The sequence below is a fragment of the Streptomyces sp. MUSC 14 genome (assembly GCF_001866675.1).
Lineage (GTDB): Bacteria > Actinomycetota > Actinomycetes > Streptomycetales > Streptomycetaceae > Streptomyces.
In genome coordinates this window covers 1-18,827 of the sequence record NZ_MLYN01000104.1, presented here as the reverse complement: position 1 = coordinate 18,827, position 18,827 = coordinate 1, and the positions used below count along the sequence as shown (strand labels likewise).

14 protein-coding genes and 2 pseudogenes are annotated in these 18,827 nt (G+C 67.4%); 10 read left to right on the top strand and 6 right to left on the bottom strand.

Translation table 11 applies throughout. The features are described from left to right. Positions 1–28: 28 nt before the first annotated feature. Positions 29–340 (bottom strand): annotated as a pseudogene (locus BIV25_RS44815) (HAD family hydrolase); the annotation flags it as partial. Positions 341–455: 115 nt separating this feature from the next. On the opposite strand from BIV25_RS44815, the gene BIV25_RS44810 reads away from it, so the two are divergent. From BIV25_RS44810 to BIV25_RS44800, 3 genes are all read left to right on the top strand, one after another. Beyond that, positions 456–1,670, top strand: a complete 1,215-nt coding sequence (locus tag BIV25_RS44810; protein ID WP_071378364.1) for a helix-turn-helix domain-containing protein — start codon at positions 456–458, stop codon at positions 1,668–1,670. Positions 1,671–1,790: 120 nt separating this feature from the next. Further along, positions 1,791–3,497: an IS1182 family transposase gene (locus BIV25_RS44805; RefSeq protein WP_256257201.1), complete on the top strand. Its 1,707-nt coding sequence runs from the start codon at positions 1,791–1,793 to the stop codon at positions 3,495–3,497. A 251-nt stretch (positions 3,498–3,748) separates the two neighbouring features. Beyond that, positions 3,749–4,813 carry an IS110 family transposase gene (locus BIV25_RS44800; RefSeq protein WP_071378363.1) on the top strand — a complete coding sequence of 355 codons (1,065 nt, stop codon included), beginning with the start codon at positions 3,749–3,751 and terminating at the stop codon, positions 4,811–4,813. A gap of 27 nt (positions 4,814–4,840) precedes the next feature. On the opposite strand, the gene BIV25_RS44795 is transcribed toward BIV25_RS44800, so the two are convergent. Both BIV25_RS44795 and BIV25_RS44790 read right to left on the bottom strand, forming a co-directional pair. Beyond that, positions 4,841–6,070 (bottom strand): trypsin-like serine protease, encoded by a 1,230-nt coding sequence (locus BIV25_RS44795; protein WP_071378362.1) that lies wholly within the window; start codon positions 6,068–6,070, stop codon positions 4,841–4,843. A gap of 116 nt (positions 6,071–6,186) precedes the next feature. Further along, a complete protein-coding gene (locus BIV25_RS44790; protein WP_256257200.1) occupies positions 6,187–6,552 on the bottom strand; it encodes a hypothetical protein in 366 nt (121 codons plus the stop codon). 579 nt (positions 6,553–7,131) lie between these two features. Here BIV25_RS44790 and BIV25_RS44785 point away from each other — a divergent pair. From BIV25_RS44785 to BIV25_RS48775, 5 genes are all read left to right on the top strand, one after another. Further along, entirely contained in the window at positions 7,132–10,527 is a 3,396-nt protein-coding gene (locus BIV25_RS44785) for an ALF repeat-containing protein (protein WP_071378360.1), read from the top strand. A 12-nt stretch (positions 10,528–10,539) separates the two neighbouring features. Beyond that, a complete protein-coding gene (locus BIV25_RS44780) occupies positions 10,540–10,872 on the top strand; it encodes a hypothetical protein (protein ID WP_071378359.1) in 333 nt (110 codons plus the stop codon). 405 nt (positions 10,873–11,277) lie between these two features. Beyond that, positions 11,278–11,625: a hypothetical protein gene (locus BIV25_RS48780; protein ID WP_218158533.1), complete on the top strand. Its 348-nt coding sequence runs from the start codon at positions 11,278–11,280 to the stop codon at positions 11,623–11,625. A 104-nt stretch (positions 11,626–11,729) separates the two neighbouring features. Continuing rightward, positions 11,730–13,256 (top strand): ISKra4 family transposase, encoded by a 1,527-nt coding sequence (locus BIV25_RS44775; RefSeq protein WP_071378358.1) that lies wholly within the window; start codon positions 11,730–11,732, stop codon positions 13,254–13,256. Positions 13,257–13,325: 69 nt separating this feature from the next. Continuing rightward, a protein-coding gene (locus tag BIV25_RS48775) for an IS5 family transposase (protein WP_107486715.1) occupies positions 13,326–14,206 on the top strand; the annotation gives its coding sequence in 2 pieces (ribosomal slippage) (positions 13,326–13,686 and positions 13,686–14,206; 882 coding nt in all). Between the two features lie 87 nt (positions 14,207–14,293). Here the strand turns inward: BIV25_RS48775 and BIV25_RS44760 are convergent. The 3 genes from BIV25_RS44760 to BIV25_RS53925 form a co-directional block, all read right to left on the bottom strand. Beyond that, positions 14,294–15,316, bottom strand: a complete 1,023-nt coding sequence (locus BIV25_RS44760; protein WP_256257202.1) for a GNAT family N-acetyltransferase — start codon at positions 15,314–15,316, stop codon at positions 14,294–14,296. 45 nt (positions 15,317–15,361) lie between these two features. Then, a complete protein-coding gene (locus BIV25_RS44755; protein ID WP_071378354.1) occupies positions 15,362–16,132 on the bottom strand; it encodes a class I SAM-dependent methyltransferase in 771 nt (256 codons plus the stop codon). A gap of 104 nt (positions 16,133–16,236) precedes the next feature. After that, positions 16,237–17,115: an ATP-binding protein gene (locus BIV25_RS53925; protein WP_071378353.1), complete on the bottom strand. Its 879-nt coding sequence runs from the start codon at positions 17,113–17,115 to the stop codon at positions 16,237–16,239. Positions 17,116–17,198: 83 nt separating this feature from the next. Here BIV25_RS53925 and BIV25_RS44745 point away from each other — a divergent pair, with 83 nt between their 5' ends. Together BIV25_RS44745 and BIV25_RS44740 are read left to right on the top strand one after the other, a co-directional pair. Continuing rightward, positions 17,199–18,242, top strand: a complete 1,044-nt coding sequence (locus BIV25_RS44745) for an IS630 family transposase (protein ID WP_218158532.1) — start codon at positions 17,199–17,201, stop codon at positions 18,240–18,242. Between the two features lie 225 nt (positions 18,243–18,467). Next, positions 18,468–18,827 (top strand): annotated as a pseudogene (locus BIV25_RS44740) (transcriptional regulator); the annotation flags it as partial.

Sequence of the window (18,827 nt, the reverse complement as noted above, 5' to 3'; positions counted from 1 at the left end):
GCAGTTTTCACGATGCACCGTGCTCATAGGCGTCGAGGGCGTGGAGGGCGGCTGCGGCGCCGGGCAGGGCACGCCCCTGCTCGCGCAGTGCGCCGGCGTGCTGGACGTGCTGCGCTGTGAGTGCCGCCGCGAACCGTTCGAAGTCGGCTCGGTCGGTGGTGAAGCCGTGGAGCTTGGCGGTCTCCCGGAAGATGACGGCTTCGGTGATGCCGTCGATCTTTGTTTGCCGACGCAGCGCCTCACCGGTCACTTCCTCGAACGCTGCGGCGGACAATCTGCGTCCGACTCCGCGCGTGTCGATGAGAGTGTGGTCGATGTCCCACAAGACGAGCTGTGGCATGCGGCGGGCCCTTCCGAACGGAACGTCCAAGCAGATGCGCTGAGTCCCCCAATCGTTGCGGAAAGTATCCGCGACGCGGAAGACAGCCCTACCCTGACGGATTACGGGAGGGCTGATGGTCGATTCACCGAAGCTGCCCATCGGGGGGCGACAGGTCAGGTACTACAGGCGTAAGAACGGTAACCGCTCACAGGCTGCCATCGCAGGCCTGTGCGCGATCACCGAGCGATATCTGTCGCTGATCGAGACCGGGAAGAAGACACCGTCGCCCGACGTGCTGGCCAGGCTCGCGCGGGAGCTGGGTGTGCCGGTGTCCGCGCTGCTGTCCGACGAGCCTGTGCCTGAGGCCGGCGTCTCCCTGAGTACGGCTCCCGAGATCGCACGTGCCCTGATGGGCTACGGGGGAGTTCGAACGGGCCCCGTCGCCACGACGGCGGAGCTTCGGGATCGTGTCGAGGATGCATGGAGGACCTGGCAGACCAGCGAGGAGCGATTCAGCGGAGTCGAGCAGGTACTGCCGCGACTGATCGCTGATGTCGAGGGTGTCGTCCGGGCGTATCGCACCGGTAACGACCCCGGCGTCCGCCGTGAAGTTCTGCGCATCGAAGCGGACTTGTACGGGCTGCTGAGGTCGTATTGTCGACGCACGGGGCGCCTGGACCTTGCGCTCATGGTCTCGGACCGGGTGCGTCGTGCCGCGGAGGAAGCGGACGACCCTATCCGGCTGGCTGCCGCCCACTGGAATTTCGGGCACTGCCTGCTCTCCCAGGAGGGCGGTGCCGATGAAGCAGGGGCGATCGCCGAGGCCGCTGTCGAGCAACTGCAGGGTGTTCCAGACAGCCCGGAGAAGGCGGCCATGCAGGGTGCCCTGGAACTCGTACGTGTGGTGGCTGAAGCTCAGAGCAGACGGTGGTGGGGTGCGCGTCGGCGACTCGCCGAGCAGGCAGCTCCGTTGGCGAAGCGAGTCGGCGACGCCAACATCCAATGGACGGTGTTCGGGCCTACCAACATCCATCTCCACGCGCTCAGCATCGAGATGCTGGCTGGGGAGAGCGCCGAAGGGCTACGTCTGGCCGACGAGGTCGACATCTCCCGTCTGCCGAGCAGGGAACGACAGTTCACCTTCACCCTGGAGCTGGCGCGCTGTTACGACCTGCGGCGCGATGACGCCGCCGTTCTCGTGTACCTGCTGGACTTGGAGAAGCTGAGTCCGGAGGACATGGTGCGCAGCAAGTTGGCTACTGACATGGTGTTGGGCCTAGTGCAGCGCGTCCGTCCGACGTACCGCCGCCAAGTCCTGGGGTTGGCGGAGCGCTTGGGGCTTGCCTGACCCGAACCAGGAGTTCCCCCGAACTCACAGTCGGGGATCTTGGTGTTTCCCGGTGCGTCAGCATGGTCAACGGGCATGCTCGGGTAGTTCCGTCGACCGATGCAGCTGTCGAGGTGCCCGTTGTCCCTCCGCCCCCGTTCCGGTGAGCAAGTCCCGCCTCTGACCGCGCAGATCGCGAGGGCGAGCAACCCGGGCGGCACGACGGCGATATGGGTACGTGACCGCCTCGATGGGCTGTGGTGCGACGAGGACTTCGCCGACTGGTACCCGCGAGACGGGCGTCCGGGTCTTTCGCCTGCTCAACTGGCCACCGTCTGTGTGCTGCAGTTCCTGCTCGGCCTGTCGGACCGGCAGGCCGCCGAGGCAGTCCGCTGCCGCATCGACTTCAAGTACGCAATGGCCATGGAACTGGACGATCCCGGCTTCCACCACAGCGTCCTGGCCGACTTCCGCGACCGTCTCGCCGAAGACGGCCGTGCTGACCGCCTCCTCGACCTGGCGCTGGCCCGCCTGAAGCAGGCCGGCCTGGTACGCGAGCGCACCACGCAGCGCACCGACTCCACCCATGTCCTGGCCGCGGTGCGGGATCTGACCCGCCTGGAGCTGGTCACCGAGGCGGTCCGTGCCGCACTGGAAGAAGTCGCCGGTATCTCTCCTCACCTGCTGGACGAGCTGGTCGATGAGGACTGGGGGCGCCGCTACGGCCGACCGGTGCGCCTGGGCAAGAACCCCACCAAACCCAAGACCAGGATCCTGGCCACCGGAAACGACGCCGTCCGGCTCCTGGAACACCTCTGCCGGCACGGAGCAGACCGCACGTGCGGACCTCGTATCCAGGCCCTGCGCCGGATCATGGTGCAGAACTACCACCGTGACGCCGCAGGACACCTGCGCTGGCGCACCGCCGAGACGGAAGGCGGACCTGGACTGCCGCCCTCGTCCCGGGCGATCGTCTCGCCCTACGACACCTCAGCTCGCTACGCACGGCACGGGCACATCATCAGCTGGAAGGGGTTCGCCGCTCACCTGACCGAGACCTGTGCTCCCGACGGCCCCAACGTGATCACGGATGTGGCCACCACCGCGGCCACCACCCACGACAGCAAGGTCCTGCCCGGCATCCACACCCGTCTCTCACGTCGCGGGCTGCTGCCCGCCGAGCATCTGGTCGACGCCGGCTACACCTCCCTGCCCCACCTGGAACAAGCCACCCGTGAACACCAGATCGCCGTCTCCGGGCCACTGAAGAGCAACCCCACCCGCCAACACCGCCGAAACGAAGGCTTCGCCCGGGACGACTTCCACATCGACTACGACCGCCAGCAGGTCACCTGCCCCCAGGGTCAGGTCAGCGCGGGCTGGCACGGCCCCTACCCGGCCTCCTCGCCCACCGCGGCCCCGCTGATCGTGGCCAGGTTCACCAAGAGCCAGTGCCGACCCTGCCCGGCCCGCACCCAGTGCACCACTACCGCCGACAGCGCCCGCACCGTGGGCTTTCCCCCACGAGAACTCCGCGACCTGCAACTCCGCGTCCGCACCGAGCAGCAAACACCCGAGTGGAAGGCCCGCTACGCGATCCGCTCCGGAGTGGAAGGCACGGTCAACGAGTTCGCCCACGGCCATGGCATGCGACGCTGCCGCTACCGAGGGCAGGGCAAGGCCCATATCCAGCACGTCCTGACCGCCATCGCGGTCAACATCGAGCGCCTCAGCGGACTGCCGCCGACCGAGGAAGCCCTCACGCACCGTCGGCCGACTGCCTTCCAGAACTACCTCGACCAGCGCGAGATACCCCGGCCGAAGTCCTGGCGAACCCTGGGCAGCTGACCTGGGCATCTCCAAGATCCCCGACTGTGAGGATGGGGCGGCACCGCTCGAGGGTCTGACCCGATCCCCGATTCACGCTTCGGCTGTCCTCACTCTGAATCGTTGACCTTTCGGGCGGTGCCACCCGCGTGTACCGCTCGGCGATCGTGACCTCATAGAAGCGTGACCCACGTGGTCCCATCACAGTCGTGTCCGTCCGCCGGTCGGTGCGCGCGAGCCAACTCGCCGCGCACGGAAGGAAACCGGCCACCATGTCACAGCCCATCGAGGTGATCGGCGGGATCGACACCCACACCGACTTCCACCAGGCCGCCGTCATCGACACCATCGGCCAGCACCTGGCCACCGAGGCCTTCCCCACAACGCCTGCGGGCTACCGGGACCTGCTGGAGTGGCTGCGTTCCCACGGCCGGGTGCTGGTTGTGGGCATGGAGGGCACCGGCTCCTTCGGCGCCGAACTCGGCCGCTACCTCCGAACCAACCAGATCACCGTCATCGAGGTGGACCGACCCGACCGTCGGGCTCGTCGGGCGGTAGGGAAGTCAGACTCCATCGACGCCTACGCCGCCGCCACCGCGGTACTCGCCGGCCGCGCCACAGGCACGCCGAAACACCGCGATGGCGCGGTCGAGGCAATCCGCGGACTGCGCGTCGTACGCGCCAGCGCCGTCAAGGCCCGCACCCAGACCATCAACCAGATCAAATCGCTGATCATCACCGCACCCGCTGAGGTCCGCGAAGCACTCCGCTCGCTGACTACCACCGAGCTGGTCCGACGGCTGGCCGTCACCCGTCCGGGTACCGATCTGGCTGCCCCGGCCACAGCCGTAAGACTGGCCCTCAAGCGCCTGGCCAGGCGTTACCGGCACTTGAGCGAGGAGATAGCGGACGCGGACCGCGACCTGCGCATCCTGATCGCCCGCACCGCACCGGGCCTGCTCGCGCTGACGGGCGTCGGGACCGAGACCGCCGGGCAGTTGCTGGTCACCGCCGGGGACAACCCCGACAGGCTCGCATCCGAGGCCTCCTTCGCCCACCTGTGCGCCGCCGCGCCAGTGCCCGCCTCTTCCGGGCGTACCGACCGCCACCGGCTCAACCGTGGCGGAGACCGCCAAGCCAACCGCGCGCTGCACATAATCGTGCTGGTCCGCATGCGTCACGACCCGCGCACCCGTGACTACGTCGCCCGGCGCACTCTCGAAGGACTCAAGACGAAAGACATCTTCAGGTGCCTCAAGCGCTTCGTCGCGCGCGAGGTCTACCACCACCTGACCAGCGCAGTCAGCGGCACAGCCGGGCCGTCTCCTACAGCTTGACGATCTATAGAAGCTTCAGAATCAAGCTTAGGAGGCTGGCAGCGGGCCGGGCTGGACGGTATCGCGGGATGCGGTGGGGAAGTTGTCGGCGCGGGCGAGGCCGAAGCGTTCCCAGCTGCCGACCGTCTCACTGCGCGCACGCAGCAGTCCGCTGTCCGTGTCGCTGTCGTTGATCTCGGTGGACACGTACTTGCCGTTGCTCATCGCCTTCAGTGAGTAGTTTCCGTTGTTCTGTCGATCGAGCTTGAACTTCTCCCAGCTGCCTGCGCTGGTGGCGCGGGCGCGCAGCATGCCGGCGTGGGTGCCGGAGTCCTCGACCTCGACGCTCACGTACAGGTCACCGTTCTGGGCCTGCAGGCTGATTCCACCGTCGGTGCCGTTTGCGGGGAGCGCGAACTGCTCCCAGCTGCCGGTGGGGGCGTCGCTGCGGGCGCGCAGTTTGCCCTGCTGGTTGCCTGCGTCGTTGAACTCGGCTGCCACGTACTTGCCGTTGGCCTCTGCCTTCAGACCCCATCGCGCCACGTGCGCCGATACCCAGTCGGCCAGGTCGTCGACACGGGTGTCGAGTGCGTCGGTGCGGGTCTCGGTAGCCTCAGTGCCGAAACAACCACCCTGCCAGGATCGGGAGTTGATGCCCACGAGGTTGCTCTTGCCACCGTTGACGGCCAGGGCGGGCGCGCCGGTGTCGCCGGCGCAGATGGCGGAGCCGTCCTTGCTGGCGAGCTGCAGGCCGCTGGTGCTGGTGGCGCCGACAGTGAAGGTGCCGACGTGCATCTTCATCGGGGACCACTCGGTCTTGGTGCGCCCGTAGCCGGGCACGGTCACGTCGGTGCCGGCAGTGGGGGCGTGGGCGGCGATGGCCACTGGGGCGATGTCCGTGACCGGTTTGTCCATTCGGGCCAGCGTCACGTCGCGGTCGGTGCGCGGCACCAGCTGCACGATGTTGCGGATCTGTCCGGTGCTGGATGTCAGGTTGGTGCGGCCGATGGTGGCCTTTGCGGTCTTGGCTGGGGCGCCCGCAGCAGGATTGCCGCCGTTGGCGAAGCAGGTGGCGGAAGTCAGCAGCCACTGCGACTCGACCAGGACGCCGGAGCAGGTGCGGTCGCCGTTGCCGATGTCGATGCGGGCGGTGAACGCGGCGGCCTTGCCGGCCTCGGAGCCGGTGACGGCCTGGGCGGGCGGGGCAGCGAGCGCCCCGGTGGCGAGCGAGGTGGCGAGCAGGCCGGTCAGTGCTGCTCGACGGGAAGTTCTGGACACAGGTACGCAGGATCCGATCAAAGTGGAACAACGAACAAGGGCGGCAAGCCGACGGTGCTGGGAGCCGGACGATGGCCCGCGCGCCTCACTCAGGCGGCGGGGCGCAGTGGGCGAGGTCAGCCGGTGACACGCAGTTCGACCAGGATGGAGCGCTTGCCGGAGTCACCCGACTCGCCCATCGGTGTGTAGTCGTTGACGGGGGCCTTCACGACGCTCTCCTTGCCGCCCGCGTCCAGTGTCGCGGTGACGGGGTGCGCCCCGTTGTCGATCCCGAAGGAGTCCGGGAGCTCGAGCGTGAGCAGGCCCTTGTTGCTGTTCACAGCGAAGCAGAAGTGCCCGAGCCGGGAGCGGACCTGGAGGTCATAGGGCTGGGTGCAGTCGGTGAGCGTGATGTGCCCGTCACCACGCTTGAGGGCGATGCCCTTCTCCTCGGCGATCTTCGCCGCGCCGGGGTAGTCCCAAGTCTCGGCGGTGGTGGGCATGTCCGTGGCTGTGGCAGCGGCCGGGGCGGTCTGCGGTTCGGCCTGTGCGGTGCTGAGTGTCAGGAGGCTGCCGGTTGCGGCCAGGGCTCCAACGGCACCAGTGATGAGTGCCTTTCGGGCACGGGTTATCGCCACATCTTCCTTCCGGGCAGGGGTGGGTCGGCATGAATACTGCCCACAGAATTTCCATAAGTAAATCACATGTATGCTGCAACCCTCTGAACGGCAACGTCTAGGTAAAAAGTTGCTGTGCGATCAAGTGAAGCTACCGCGGAGGCTTCGCTTTTACTTCACCTAATATCGGCCATTCCTCGCGATGTCCCTAAAACGGACATTCTGTTTAAGGGTGGGCGATCGAGAAGGTGAGCCTTCACGCAGTCGACACAAGGCACGGTCAGTCGCCTGGGCGTGCAGGGTCACGAGAAAGGAATCAGGGTGGGAAGACGACCACTCGGCCACGGTGCTGGCACCTCACGCCGGACTGAGTCAAGACACCGGAACCGGACGCAGCGGCGGGGCGCCCGCGGAGCTGCAGCCCTGCTCCCCGGGATGCTTATAGCCGGGTTGCTGGGTACGTCTGTGCCAGCCGCGGCTGCCACAGACCAGGATGGCGTTCCAGTCCTCACCGATCGTGAACAGGCCGTCGACTACTGGCAGTACGGCGGCACGGGCATCAAGGAAGCCGCCGAACAGGCACTGCTCGGCGGCAGCGACGACATCAAGAAGTTCCTCGGCGACGCGCCTGCGATCCAGAACGTCGATGACGAGGTCGATGTCAGCCGCATCTTCAACGCAGGTGGTCCCGCGGTCAGGGATGCCGCGAAGGCAGCGCTGGCGGGTACCCCGGAGCAACTGCACGCGTTCTTGAAGGACGGATGGAAGGCGCCGCTGGAGCAGGACCAGGAGGTCGATGTCTCCCGGATCGTCAACTACGGCGGCCCCAGCGTGCAGGAGGCCGGGAAGAAGGCACTGAACGGCACCGCCGCCGACCGGGCGAGGTTTCTCGACCGCGGCCAGTACGACGCCCGGGAGATCGACAACGAGGTCGAGGTCTCCAAGATCATCAATGCGGGCGGGCCGAACGTGCGGGCCGCAGGCAAGCTTGCTCTCAAGGGCAGCGCGGACGACATCGTCGAGTTCCTGGAGGTCGGCCAGTTCACGGCCCGTGACCGCGACGAGGAACACGCCACCATCGCCGAGCTTACGGATCAGGCGGAGAAGGCCGGCAAGCAGGCGCAGAAGGAGACCGAGGCCGCCCAGGCGCAGTCGAAGAAGGCGATCGCAGCCGCCGGGCAGGCGCGGAAGGCCGCCGACAAGGCCGCGACCGAGACCGAGGCGGCCAAGAACGACTCGAAGAAGGCCGCCGTCAAGGCCAAGCAGGCCGCCGATGCGGCCCGCCAGGCCGCATCCGCCGCACAGAGCGCGATTAGTGCCGCGAACGCGGCCAACCGTTCCGCGCGCATCGCCGCGCTCGCGGCCGCGCAGACCGCGAGCGCCGCTGCGCAGGCTGCGGACGCGGCCGAGGACGCCTACAACGCTGCGATCGCTGCAGGCAAGGACAAGAACCAGGCCGCAGATGCAGCCGCCAAGGCCAAGGCCGCACACAAGGCCGCCGATCTCGCGCGCCGTTCCGCGGTGGCCGCGGACCAGGCGGGCAAGGCGTCGCTGGCGGCGAAGGCCGCGGTGAAGGCCTCCCGCAGCGCCGGGGCGAACGCGAACGCGGCCGCCGATGCGGCCGACCGCGCCAACACCGCTGCCGAAGCGGCGGGTGTCCACTCGGGCGAGGCCGCGGCCGCCGCTGCAGAGACGCGCCGTCACGCCGCGGAGGCCAACCGAGCGGCGGACGCGGCCGAAGCCCTGGCGGACAAGTCCGCCACCGCCGCCAACCAGGCACGCGACTACGCCAACTCGGCTGCCGACCACGCCGATAAGGCCGCCGATGCTGCGGACGCGGCCGCCAAGTTCGCCGGCACGGCAGCCGAAGCGGCGAAGCTGGCGACCCAGCACGCGGCCGCGGCCAAGCAGGCCGCCGACACCGCCACCCACGCGGCCACCACGGCGCACCAGGTCTTCGACGTGGCCCGCCAGACCGAGGCGGAGGAGCTGACCACCCGCACCAACGCCGCCATCGAGGTCGCCAAGACCGAGAAGGCCACCTACGACGAGTCCGTGTCCCAGGCCGCCGGCGTTGCCGTCAAGGCGCATGACCTGGACGCCACCGAGGCCACCCTCGGTGCTGAGGCTGCCAAGTCGGACGCCGATCAGGCCGTTCTCGCGGCCAAGGGCCGCCAGCTCGCCCTGGAGGCGATGAAGACCCGCGGCCCATGGGTGAGCCAGGCCGCTGCCGACGTCCTGGGCGGCACCGACCAGGACGTGATCACGTTCCTGCGTACCGGCTGGAACGCGGCAGTGCAGGACGAGACCCGCGACGCCGTCTCCGAGCTGAGCACCACCAGCCCGTACGAGAGCGTGCGCACCGCTGCGGCCAAGGCCCTTGAGGGTGACGCCAAGACGGTCAACGACTTCTACACCACCGGCCAGTACACCTCCGGTACCACCGACATGGAGGTGGAAGTCTCCAAGATCGTCAATGCCGGTGGCACCAGCGTGCAGGAAGCCGGCAAGGCCGCGCTCGCCGACGGCAGCGGCAAAGCCCTCGCGGCGTTCCTCGCTCACGGACAGTACGTCGCCCGCAGCACCGATGAAGAGGCCCAGGCCTCCAAGCTGGTCAACGACGGCGGCCCCGAGGTGAAGGCCGCGGCGAAGATCGCACTGGCCGGACCGGTCAACGAACTGCACGACTTCATCGCTGTCGGGCAGTACATGGCCGACCGCAAGGACCAGTTGGCCGCCACCCACGTCGCCCGGGTGACCGGCCTGGTCGCCCAGGCCGATGCCGCAGCCGCCACCGCGCGCAAGAACAGCTTCCTGGCGGCTAAGGCCGCCTACGAGGCCAACGGAGCCGCCGCCGACGCGACGGCCGCAGCCGAAGACGCCAAGGAGTCCGCGGACGAGGCCAAGGGCTACGCGGCCGACGCCGACAAGTCCGCCAATCAGGCACAGGCCAGCGCCGACAAGGCGGCCAAGTCCGCGACCACCGCCCGCAACGCCGCCGACGCCGCGGACCGCGACGCCGCAGCTGCCACCGAATCCGCCGCCCAGGCCGCATGGTCCGCCACCTACGCACGCAACTCCGCCGCGTCAGCCAACGCCTCGGCGGCACAGGCCAAACAGGACGCCCTGGACGCCGGCAAGTCCGCCGACCAGGCAAATAGTGACGCCAAGGCAGCCTGGAAGAAGACCTACGAGCTGCGCAAGCAGGAAGAAGCCGCAGCGCGCAAGGCCGCCGAGGAAGCCCGCAAGAAGCAAGCGGCAACCGACAACAAGCCGCGCTGCATCCCCAACAACAACGTCGCCGGAGTCGACTGGAACCTGGTCCGCTGTGTCAACAAGGGCGGCACCATCGAGGCCCCCGAATACGACCCGCGCCTCGTCGCCCTCGTCTGGGCCGTCACCGGAACCGACCTTGCCGTCGAGTGCTACAAGGATCCCAGCGCGACGAAGTGCGGCGAAGCCCTGGCGATGGTGATCCCTGGGGCGGGAGAAATCAAGGGCCTCAAGGCACTCAAGGACGTCGAGAAGATAGCGGAATCAACCCGCCTGGGCCGGATCGGGCACCTCAGCGAGGTTGTCCTTAAGGAAGGAAAGCCCCTCGGATACGAGGACAGCCCAGGCGTTCGCATCATCACTCCTGATGAGCTCAAGGGCGTTGCTGACTCAATCCGTAGCAAGCTCGGCCCGCCTGATCAGGTGACGCAGGTCCCCGGGAAGGGAAGCGTTGAAGTGTGGAAGATGGAAGGCGGGAACGTCAACTACCGAAACTTCAGCAGCTCAGGCGGGGCCGGCGATACCACGATCGACTTCACCAAGGACCTCGCCAAAGAGTTCGGATTTAAGCGATACCACGCTAAGTAAGGAAGAACGCTCATGCTGACGGACGCCGAGTACCGCGCCGAGCTGGATTATCTGATCCGATACACAGAGATGTCCCCGGTCTACTTCACTCCACTCTGGGACGCAGCCGAAACGGTGGCAGGTCAGAGCGCCAGTGAAGCTGAGGTGCAAGAAGCTGCACTCAGACTTATCGGAGACATGATGGACCACGGCATCAAGGTGGGAGATATGAGCCCAAAAGATGGAGAGGGCGTCATCCCGTGGGGTCTCTCCCGCTCTGAGACGCTGGAACGCATCCACTCGGAAATGCAGGCGTACGAGGACCCGCTTGAGTATGTGAATATTTGCTGGTTCAGCGCTACCTGACGCCAGCGGATTCCAGTATGCCCTGCGGCGCAAGAAGTGCGGCGCAGGGCATGCTAGTTACGTGGCGGGTTTCGCGAGCTTCTTGTAGCAGGTCAGAGCCACTGCGAGGCCGAGCAAGGCGAGGAAGTACGATCCCTTCCGCTCGTATCTCCCCGGTCGCTTCCTCGGGTCGAGCAGATCACGATTCATTGACCGCATCTCTGGGCGATCCTCAGTGCTTAGGCAATCGCTGGGGCCCGCAGATGACGGGCGTGACTTAAGAGGATCGCTTGATCGTCGGTTCCAATCTGAGGAGCTGACCACCTGCACCAATTTCGCCTTCGAGATCGCCAAGATCGAGAAGGCCACCACCGACGACTTGCCAAGGATCTCGTTCATCAGTGGCGCTAACCCGAGGAGCACGGGATGACGGCAACCAAGCAGCATCCAACCATCAAAGTCATGGCGGACTACGAGTGTCATCCCTTGTGGCTCACCGGCGTTGATGCCGGCGACATCGCACCAGGTGATCCCCGCCTAGGTCTCTCCTCCCAACTGACAGGAAAGCTCACTGCTTGGGCTGAACAGTTCGACGGGGCCTTGAACCACGACGATCCCGTCTCATCCGGCTTCCCGACCCGGGAGGCCGAAGAGGAATTTTCCGTGACGGGAGAGAGGCTCGCACACGACCTTGCGCGAGAGCTCGGATCAGAGTGGCAAGTTCTCTATCACGACGTCCGGTCGGAAACGACACGAGAAGTCATCCTCGACTGAGGCGGCACCAGGGCCGGGTGAATGACTTCAACTGCCGTAACGATAAAGGCTCTTCTTTCTACTGTCGAAGGTGCCAACCGGTACGACGCAGAAAGAAGAGCGCGATGGAACCGTACGACGCCCTCGTCGCCATCGAGGTGTTCGAGTCTGCAACCAGGGCCTTCGACTGCCTGAAGGACGACTTGGCCTCGCCGGACGCGGATGCGCTGGCACACCACCAGCCGGAGGAACTGATCGCCTCGCGCGGGCGTGAGCTGCAGCGGCTGCTGCTCCAGGCCCGTCTTGATCTGCGGGCCCGCCACGAACGGGAGGCGAAGACGCGGGCGGGAGTGGTCCTTGGTGCGGACGGGCAGGCGCGCCGCTATCGGGAGTACGGGCACCGGCGGGAGCTGGCCTGCGTGTTCGGCACGGTCACCGTGGAGCGGTGCGCCTGGCGGGGCAGGAAGATGAGCTGTGTTCATCCGGCCGATGCCGAGCTGTCGCTGCCGGCGGGACGGCACAGCCACGGACTGCGCCGTCTGGCGGTGACCGAGGCGGTGCGTGGTTCCTACGACCAGGCCAGGGCCGCGATCGAGGACCGGTGCGGGAAAGTCTTGGGCAAGCGGCAGGCAGAGGGCCTGGTGGTCACCACCGCGAGCGACATCGACGCCTTCTACCGCAGCAAGGTGCCGCTGCCCGCGACCGCGGACACCCTGCTGGTCATCCAGGCCGACGGCAAGGGCATCCCCATGCGGCCCGAAGCGTTACGGCCGGCCACACTCAAGAACCTGAACAACGCACGGCGGGCGATGCGCACCCGGCTCGCCCCCGGCGAGAAACCCAACCGGAAACGCATGGCCACCCTGGCCTGCGTCTTCGACGCATCCCCGACCGTGCGCCGACCGCACGACATCATCGCCCCACCCGAGGGACGCAGCGACCGGCGACCCCGGCGGCCCGGCCCGAAAGCGAAGGCAAAGTGGCTCACCGCCTCGGTCACCGAGGCGCCCGAGAGCGTGAACGCCGCCGCGTTCGAGCAGGCCGAGGCCCGCGATGCGGGCCACCACCGGCCCTGGATCGTGCTGGTCGACGGCGCCCGCCACCAACTCGACCTGATCCACGCCGAAGCCGCCCGCCGCCAGGTGGCCGTGCACGTCCTGCTCGACTTCGTCCACGTGAGCGAGTACGCATGCGGTGCCGCGCACGCCTTCCACCCCGTGGGCACTCCCGAGGCAGAAACCTGGGTCGCCGGCCACCTCACCACCATCCTCCACGGGCAGGCCGCCCGCGCCGCCGCCGAGATCACCGAACAAGCCGACAACGCCGGCCTCGCCGACGCGAAACGCGAAGCCGCCGACAAGTGCGTGCGCTACCTCACCGGCCACCTCGACCAGCTCCACTACGACACCGCCCTCGCGAAGGGCTGGCCGATCGCCACCGGCGCGATAGAAGGAGCATCCAGGCATCTCATCGGCGACCGCCTCGACGTGACAGGCGCCCGCTGGAGCCTGGCCGGAGCCGAAGCCGTCCTCAAGCTCCGCGCGGTCAAGGACAACGACGACCTCGACACCTACCTGGACTTCCACCTCGCCCGCGAACACGAGCGTCTCTACCCCACCCCCGACCAGCACAACTACAAACTCACAGCCTGACGGACGTTCTTCCTAGGGCCTGTCCGGCGGATCTTGTCACCGTCGTGGCCGTGGGTCGTTGGCATGGTCATGGGGCGAGGAGATCTGACGAACGCGGAGTGGGTTCGGCTCAGGCCGCATCTGCCGAAATGCGGGCAGCGCGGTGGCCGTTGGGTCAGTCATCGCAGGCTCATCAACGGGATTTTGTACCGGCTGCGCACCGGGATGCCATGGCGGGATCTGCCTGCGCGTTTCGGTTCATGGAAGACCGTGTATGAGCGACATAGACGCTGGTCGGCGGACGGCACGTGGGACAAGATTTTCGCGGCCGTCCTGGCTGAAGCCGACGCGGAAGGCCGGATCGACTGGTCGATGGTGAGCGTCGATTCGACAACCTGCCGGGCCCACCAGCACGCCGCCGGGGCCCGGAGGAGCGTGCCGAGGGTGCCGGGAAAAGACGTACGCCCCGGCAGCACCGCCCCGACGAGGGACTGGGACGCTCCCGGGGCGGCCTGACGTGCAAGATCCATCTCGTCGGTGAGGGCGGGCGTCGTCCGCTGGCCCTGCTGATCACTCCGGGCCAGTGGGGCGATGCCCCGCAGCTCATCCCTGTCATGGAACGCATTCGCGTCGGCCGGCCGGACGGCGGACACCCACGCACCCGGCCCGACCACCTCGGCGGCGACAAGGCGTACTCGTCCCGCCGTAACCGTCGCTACCTGCGACGACGGCAGATCAAGCACACCATCCCCGAGCCGAAGAATCAGCGAGCCAACCGGCAAGCCCGCGGCAGCAAGGGCGGCCGGCCCGTCGGCTTCGACAAGACGATCTACAAGCGCAGGAACGAAGTGGAGCGGACGATCAATGCCCTGAAGAACTTCCGTGCTGTGGCCACGAGGTTCGACAAACGCGCGTACATCTTCCACGGCACTGTCATTGTCGCCTCGATCCGACTCTGGCTCCGCTCATGATCCGCGACTGGCTGGTGAGAATGGCATCCGCTGGGGCGGACGTCCCCTTTTCCGAAGCAGTCTGACCACACGTTACTGCTCAGCGCATCAGAAGGGCAGGCCCCGCAGGTCCACACTGATGGTGGGATGAGGCCGGTCGGCCAGGTCGTAGATCATGGTGGTCAGTGGCAAGGTTTGCGCGCCGTCAGGCTGCTGGAAGGTGACGGGCAAGGAGAGCCGACTCCATCCCAGCTGCGTGTAGATAGGGGCCAGTTCCGGGCGGCATAGTAAGATCACCGTCTCGGCGCCAGCCTCTCTTGCATGTTCGACCGCCACGCTGATCACCGTCCGGGCGATGCCCTGTCCTCGATAGGCGGGGTGCACCAGCACACTGCCTAGCCCCGCGGCGCGGCACGGCAATCCATCAAACTCCATGTCCCGCAGTAGCCATCCCGCGGAAGCCACCGGTCGCCCTTCGGAGACAGCGGTGAGGGTGTGCTGCTTGTCGGCCCACACCAGATCGAGCCCATTCACCTCGAAAGGGTCGGGTGGTTCATCGCGAAGTGCGGCTTTCTCATCCGGACATCCGGGGCCCGGCGCATGGATCAACTGGAGGTCCGCACCACCGTCGTCTACCGCGTGCTCCGCAGCGGCCGTGGGCGCGGAGCCAAACCGGTAGCGCAGACAATCAAGGCCGCTGGACTGGACAGTTCCGTCTGCCTGGGCGCCCAGGCGGCGCAGTACCGCGATCGAGGCCGTATTGCCGGGCAGAACGAACGCGAAAACAGCAGGTAGCGAGAGGCGGCGAAACGCCAGGTCCAGGCATGCGCGGCCTGCCTCACCGGCGATCCCACGGCCTTGGGCCCGTGGGTGCACGGCAAATCCGAGATCGACTCCGTAGTGGGCCCGATTGCGCAGTCCTACCCGTCCGAGAAAGGCGTGCGTCGCAGCATCCCTGACTGCGAAGTCGCCGTAGCCGTGTCTGGTCCAGTGGGCGACGTGGTCGTCGCACATGACCTTGGCCACAGATCGACTGTCCGCCCGACCGGTCGCCAGCCATCGCATGACGCTGTCCTGACTGACCACAGCCTCGAAAAGATCATCGCTGTCCCCGCGGCCGATCGGCTCCATCACAAGCCTCTGGGTGCGCAGAACTGGTCCTTCTAACCTGGCCACTCAGCAACTCCTCGTAGCCGACGGTGGTACCTCGACGATGAAGAACAGGAAGTTGGCTTTGGTCGAAAGGTCATGGAAGCCGTCGGGGAACCGCTCACGGGCGGCCGGGTCCGGCTGCGGCTCGCTGATGACGGTGAGACGGAAGCCCGCAGCGGTGAAGGCATCGGTCATCGCGTGCAGCGGCCTGCGCCAGAAAGTCATTGGGAAGGACCGTCCGTTGAAGGTCCATTCTTCGGTGTAGCTGGTGGCCGCGAAGTAGTCGGGCCGAGGGTCCTGGTTCGCATAGGCCACGAAAGGGTGGTCCACCGACGCGATCAGCCGGCCGCCGGGCCTGAGTACTCGCTGTATCTCAGCCAGCGTCGGGACCCAGTCCTGCAGGTAGTGCAGGACCAGCGACGCGACCACGTCGTCGAACGCACCGTCGTCGAACGGCAGATGACCACTCAGGTCGGCTAGGTGCAGGGCGACGTCGTCGCCGAGCCGTCGCCTGGCCAGCGTCAGCATGCTGGCGCTGGCGTCGATGCCGGTGACGACGGCACCGCGGTCGTGTAATGCAGCGGACAGGGGACCTGAGCCGCAGCCGGCGTCGAGGATCCTGCGGCCGGCCACGTCTCCGGCGAGGGCTAATATCGCGGGCCGCGCGTAGTACGCGTTCACGAGATTGTTCTCAGTTTCCGCCGAATACGCCTCGGCGAAGGTGTCGTAGTCATTCGCCTGGGCCGGATCTACGGACCGGGCGAAGCTTTCGGGCTCGTCGGTTGCACGTTCCATCGTCGCAGCCTAGTAGTCGCATGATCCGCCGGACAGGCCCTAGTGCTGCTCCGCGGAAGTTCGTGGAGGGGTGTCGGAGGGCAGGTCTGGACGCGTCGGATGTGTCAGGCGAAGGAGAAGCGCGCGGCGGCTTCGGCGGGCGTGGTTGCTTGGCGACGTCCGGGGACATCGTGGACGGCGGTTGCGCCCTCGGAGCGGAGCTGGTCGGCACCGGCGTCCCGGGTCATGATGGTGGCGTAGGCGCGGACGTCCGCGGCGGTGAGGTCCGTGCGGCCTCGCTCGGTGTACTGCTGGAGGAGGTCGGTGACGTCCGGGTTGAATCGCAGCATGGTCACCGGGGCGTTGAAGCGCCTGGCGATGGCGATGAGTCGTGCGCGTGCCTGCGGCGTGACGTTCGTTGACTCGGCGACTGCGCTGTGTCCGGTGGCGAGCCTGGCGATGATCCTGCGGTCGCGTTCCTCGAAGATCCGTGCGTCCGCCGCGTCGGATTCCGCTTCCGCGGGTGAGGTGCCGAAAAGCTCCGCGCGGATCTCGTCGCTGGACACCGCGTCTTCCGCGTCGATCTGCCGGCGCGTGATCAGTGCCTGAACGAAGCTGGTCTTGCCCGAGGCTGGTGGACCGACGAGGACGACGAGTCCTGTCGGCACCCGGATGGCCGGCGCGAGAGCATTGAGGTAGAGGTCGCCTGCGCAGTCGAGGGCTTCCTCCGGGGAGCCGGCCGGCAGTCCGCTGGGCAGGATGTTGTCCTGGTAGCTGTCGTTGCTGGCCAGATAGAGGGCGAAGCCCCAGGTGTGCAGTACGCCGGTGAAACGCAGTCGGCACAGCGGCAGGCTCATTTCGCCGGGCAACTCGGCTGCCACGTAAGCGAATCCGGTGCGGAAGCGGACCGTGATGGCGTCCACGTGGGGCCAGCATGCGCGGGCGTGGCGGTTCAGACGCTGGCGCAGGTGGTGCTGCATCGATTCCGGGGGGTTCTTCGGCACGGGCCCATCCTGCCGGGTGCGGCAGCGACCCGCCATGATCGTTGGCCGTGGAGGGTGGGCGACGGGCGGGGACAGCGGTGGCGGTGGCGATCGATTCGCGGGTCCGCGAGCGGCTGGTGCGGACGGTGGCCTCGGCGAAGTCCGAGGTGCGGGCGGTGCTGCGGGCCCGGATCGTCCTCGCGGCGGCGGACGGACTCGCCAATGGTGCGATCGCCAGGGAGCTCGAGGTCAGCGTGAACACGGTGCGCAAGTGGCGCGGGCGGTTCGCCGCACTGGGCCCGGACGGCTTGCGGGACGCCGAACGGTCGGGGCGGCCGAAGATCTACGGGCCCGAGGTCCGCGTAGCGATTGTGGCCACAGCAACCAGCATGCCGCCGGATCCGGAAGCGACCTGGTCGCACCGGGCCGTCGCCCAGCACGTGGCCGGTGCCTGCCTGGTGTCGGTCTCCGCCTCCCAGGTCGGCCGGATCCTGGCCGGTCTGGACCTGAAGCCGCACAAGGTCCGTGGCTGGCTCACCCGTCGGGACACCCCCGACTTCTGGCAGCGAGCCTCCGCGGTGTGCGCCCTCTACCTTGATCCGCCGGAGGGAGCGGTGGTGCTCTCCATCGACGAGAAGACCGCGATCGCCGCCCGTTCACGCCGCCATCCCGGTCGTCCCGCACGCCCCGGTGAACCCGCCCGGCAGGAGTTCGAGTACCGGCGTCACGGCACCGCCTCCCTCGTCGCCGCTCTCGACGTGCGCACCGGTGAGGTCCTCACAGAGGTGATCGCCCGCAACAACGCGGCGACCTTCACCGCCTTCCTGGACCAGCTCGACCAGGTGATCGCTCCTGGCAAGGCGATCCACGTCGTGCTCGACAACGGCTCCTCCCACACCGCCAGGCACACCAAGGCGTGGCTGGCCGAGCACCCGCGCTGGCACGTCCGCTGGACCCCGCCACACGCCTCCTGGCTCAACCAGGTCGAGCTGTTCTTCTCCGCCCTGACCCGCCGGGTCGCGCGGCACGGCGACTTCACCAGCCGCGACGACCTGATCGAGAAGCTGGAGGCATACGTCATCGGGCACAACGAGACCGCCAAGCCCTACCGATGGACCTACGAGGGCACCCCACTCAAGGCCGCCTGATCAACACCCCTCCACGAACTTCCGCGGAGCAGCACTAGCGACGAGCGGTTCAGCGAAGTCGAGCAGGTACTTCCACGACTGATCGCCGATGTTGAGGGCGCCGCCCGCGTGTATCGCGCTGGTAATGACTCCGGTGTGCGACGTGAAGTTCTGCGTATCGAAGCGGACTTGTACGGCTTGCTGAGGTCGTATTGCCGGCGCACAGGACGCCTGGACCTTGCGCTCATGGTCGCGGACCGGGCGCGTCGTGCCGCAGAGGAAGCGGACGACCCTATCCGGCTGGCTGCCGCACACTGGAATTTCGGGCACTGCCTGCTCTCCCAGGAGGGTGGCGCTGATGAAGCGGGGGCGATCGCCGAGGCGGCTGTCGAGCAGCTGCAGGATGTTCCAGACAGCGATGAGAAGGCGGCCATGCAGGGGGCCCTGGAACTCGTGCGTGTCGTGGCGGACGCTCAGAGTAGGAGGTGGTGGGGTGCACGCCGGCGGCTCGTCGAGCGGGCGGCTCCGTTGGCCAAGCGGGCTGGCGACGCCAACATCCAGTGGACGGTGTTTGGGCCTATGAGCACGGTGCATCGTGAAAACTGC

What these genes read in the sequence shown, in the direction of transcription:
- BIV25_RS44810 (WP_071378364.1), top strand. Translation starts at nt 456, where the DNA reads ATGGTCGATTCACCGAAGCTGCCCATCGGGGGGCGACAGGTCAGGTAC.
- BIV25_RS44800 (WP_071378363.1), top strand. Translation starts at nt 3,749, where the DNA reads ATGTCACAGCCCATCGAGGTGATCGGCGGGATCGACACCCACACCGAC.
- BIV25_RS44790 (WP_256257200.1), bottom strand. Translation starts at nt 6,552, where the DNA reads ATGCCCACCACCGCCGAGACTTGGGACTACCCCGGCGCGGCGAAGATC.
- BIV25_RS44780 (WP_071378359.1), top strand. Translation starts at nt 10,540, where the DNA reads ATGCTGACGGACGCCGAGTACCGCGCCGAGCTGGATTATCTGATCCGA.
- BIV25_RS48780 (WP_218158533.1), top strand. Translation starts at nt 11,278, where the DNA reads ATGACGGCAACCAAGCAGCATCCAACCATCAAAGTCATGGCGGACTAC.
- BIV25_RS44775 (WP_071378358.1), top strand. Translation starts at nt 11,730, where the DNA reads ATGGAACCGTACGACGCCCTCGTCGCCATCGAGGTGTTCGAGTCTGCA.
- BIV25_RS44760 (WP_256257202.1), bottom strand. Translation starts at nt 15,316, where the DNA reads ATGGAGCCGATCGGCCGCGGGGACAGCGATGATCTTTTCGAGGCTGTG.
- BIV25_RS44755 (WP_071378354.1), bottom strand. Translation starts at nt 16,132, where the DNA reads ATGGAACGTGCAACCGACGAGCCCGAAAGCTTCGCCCGGTCCGTAGAT.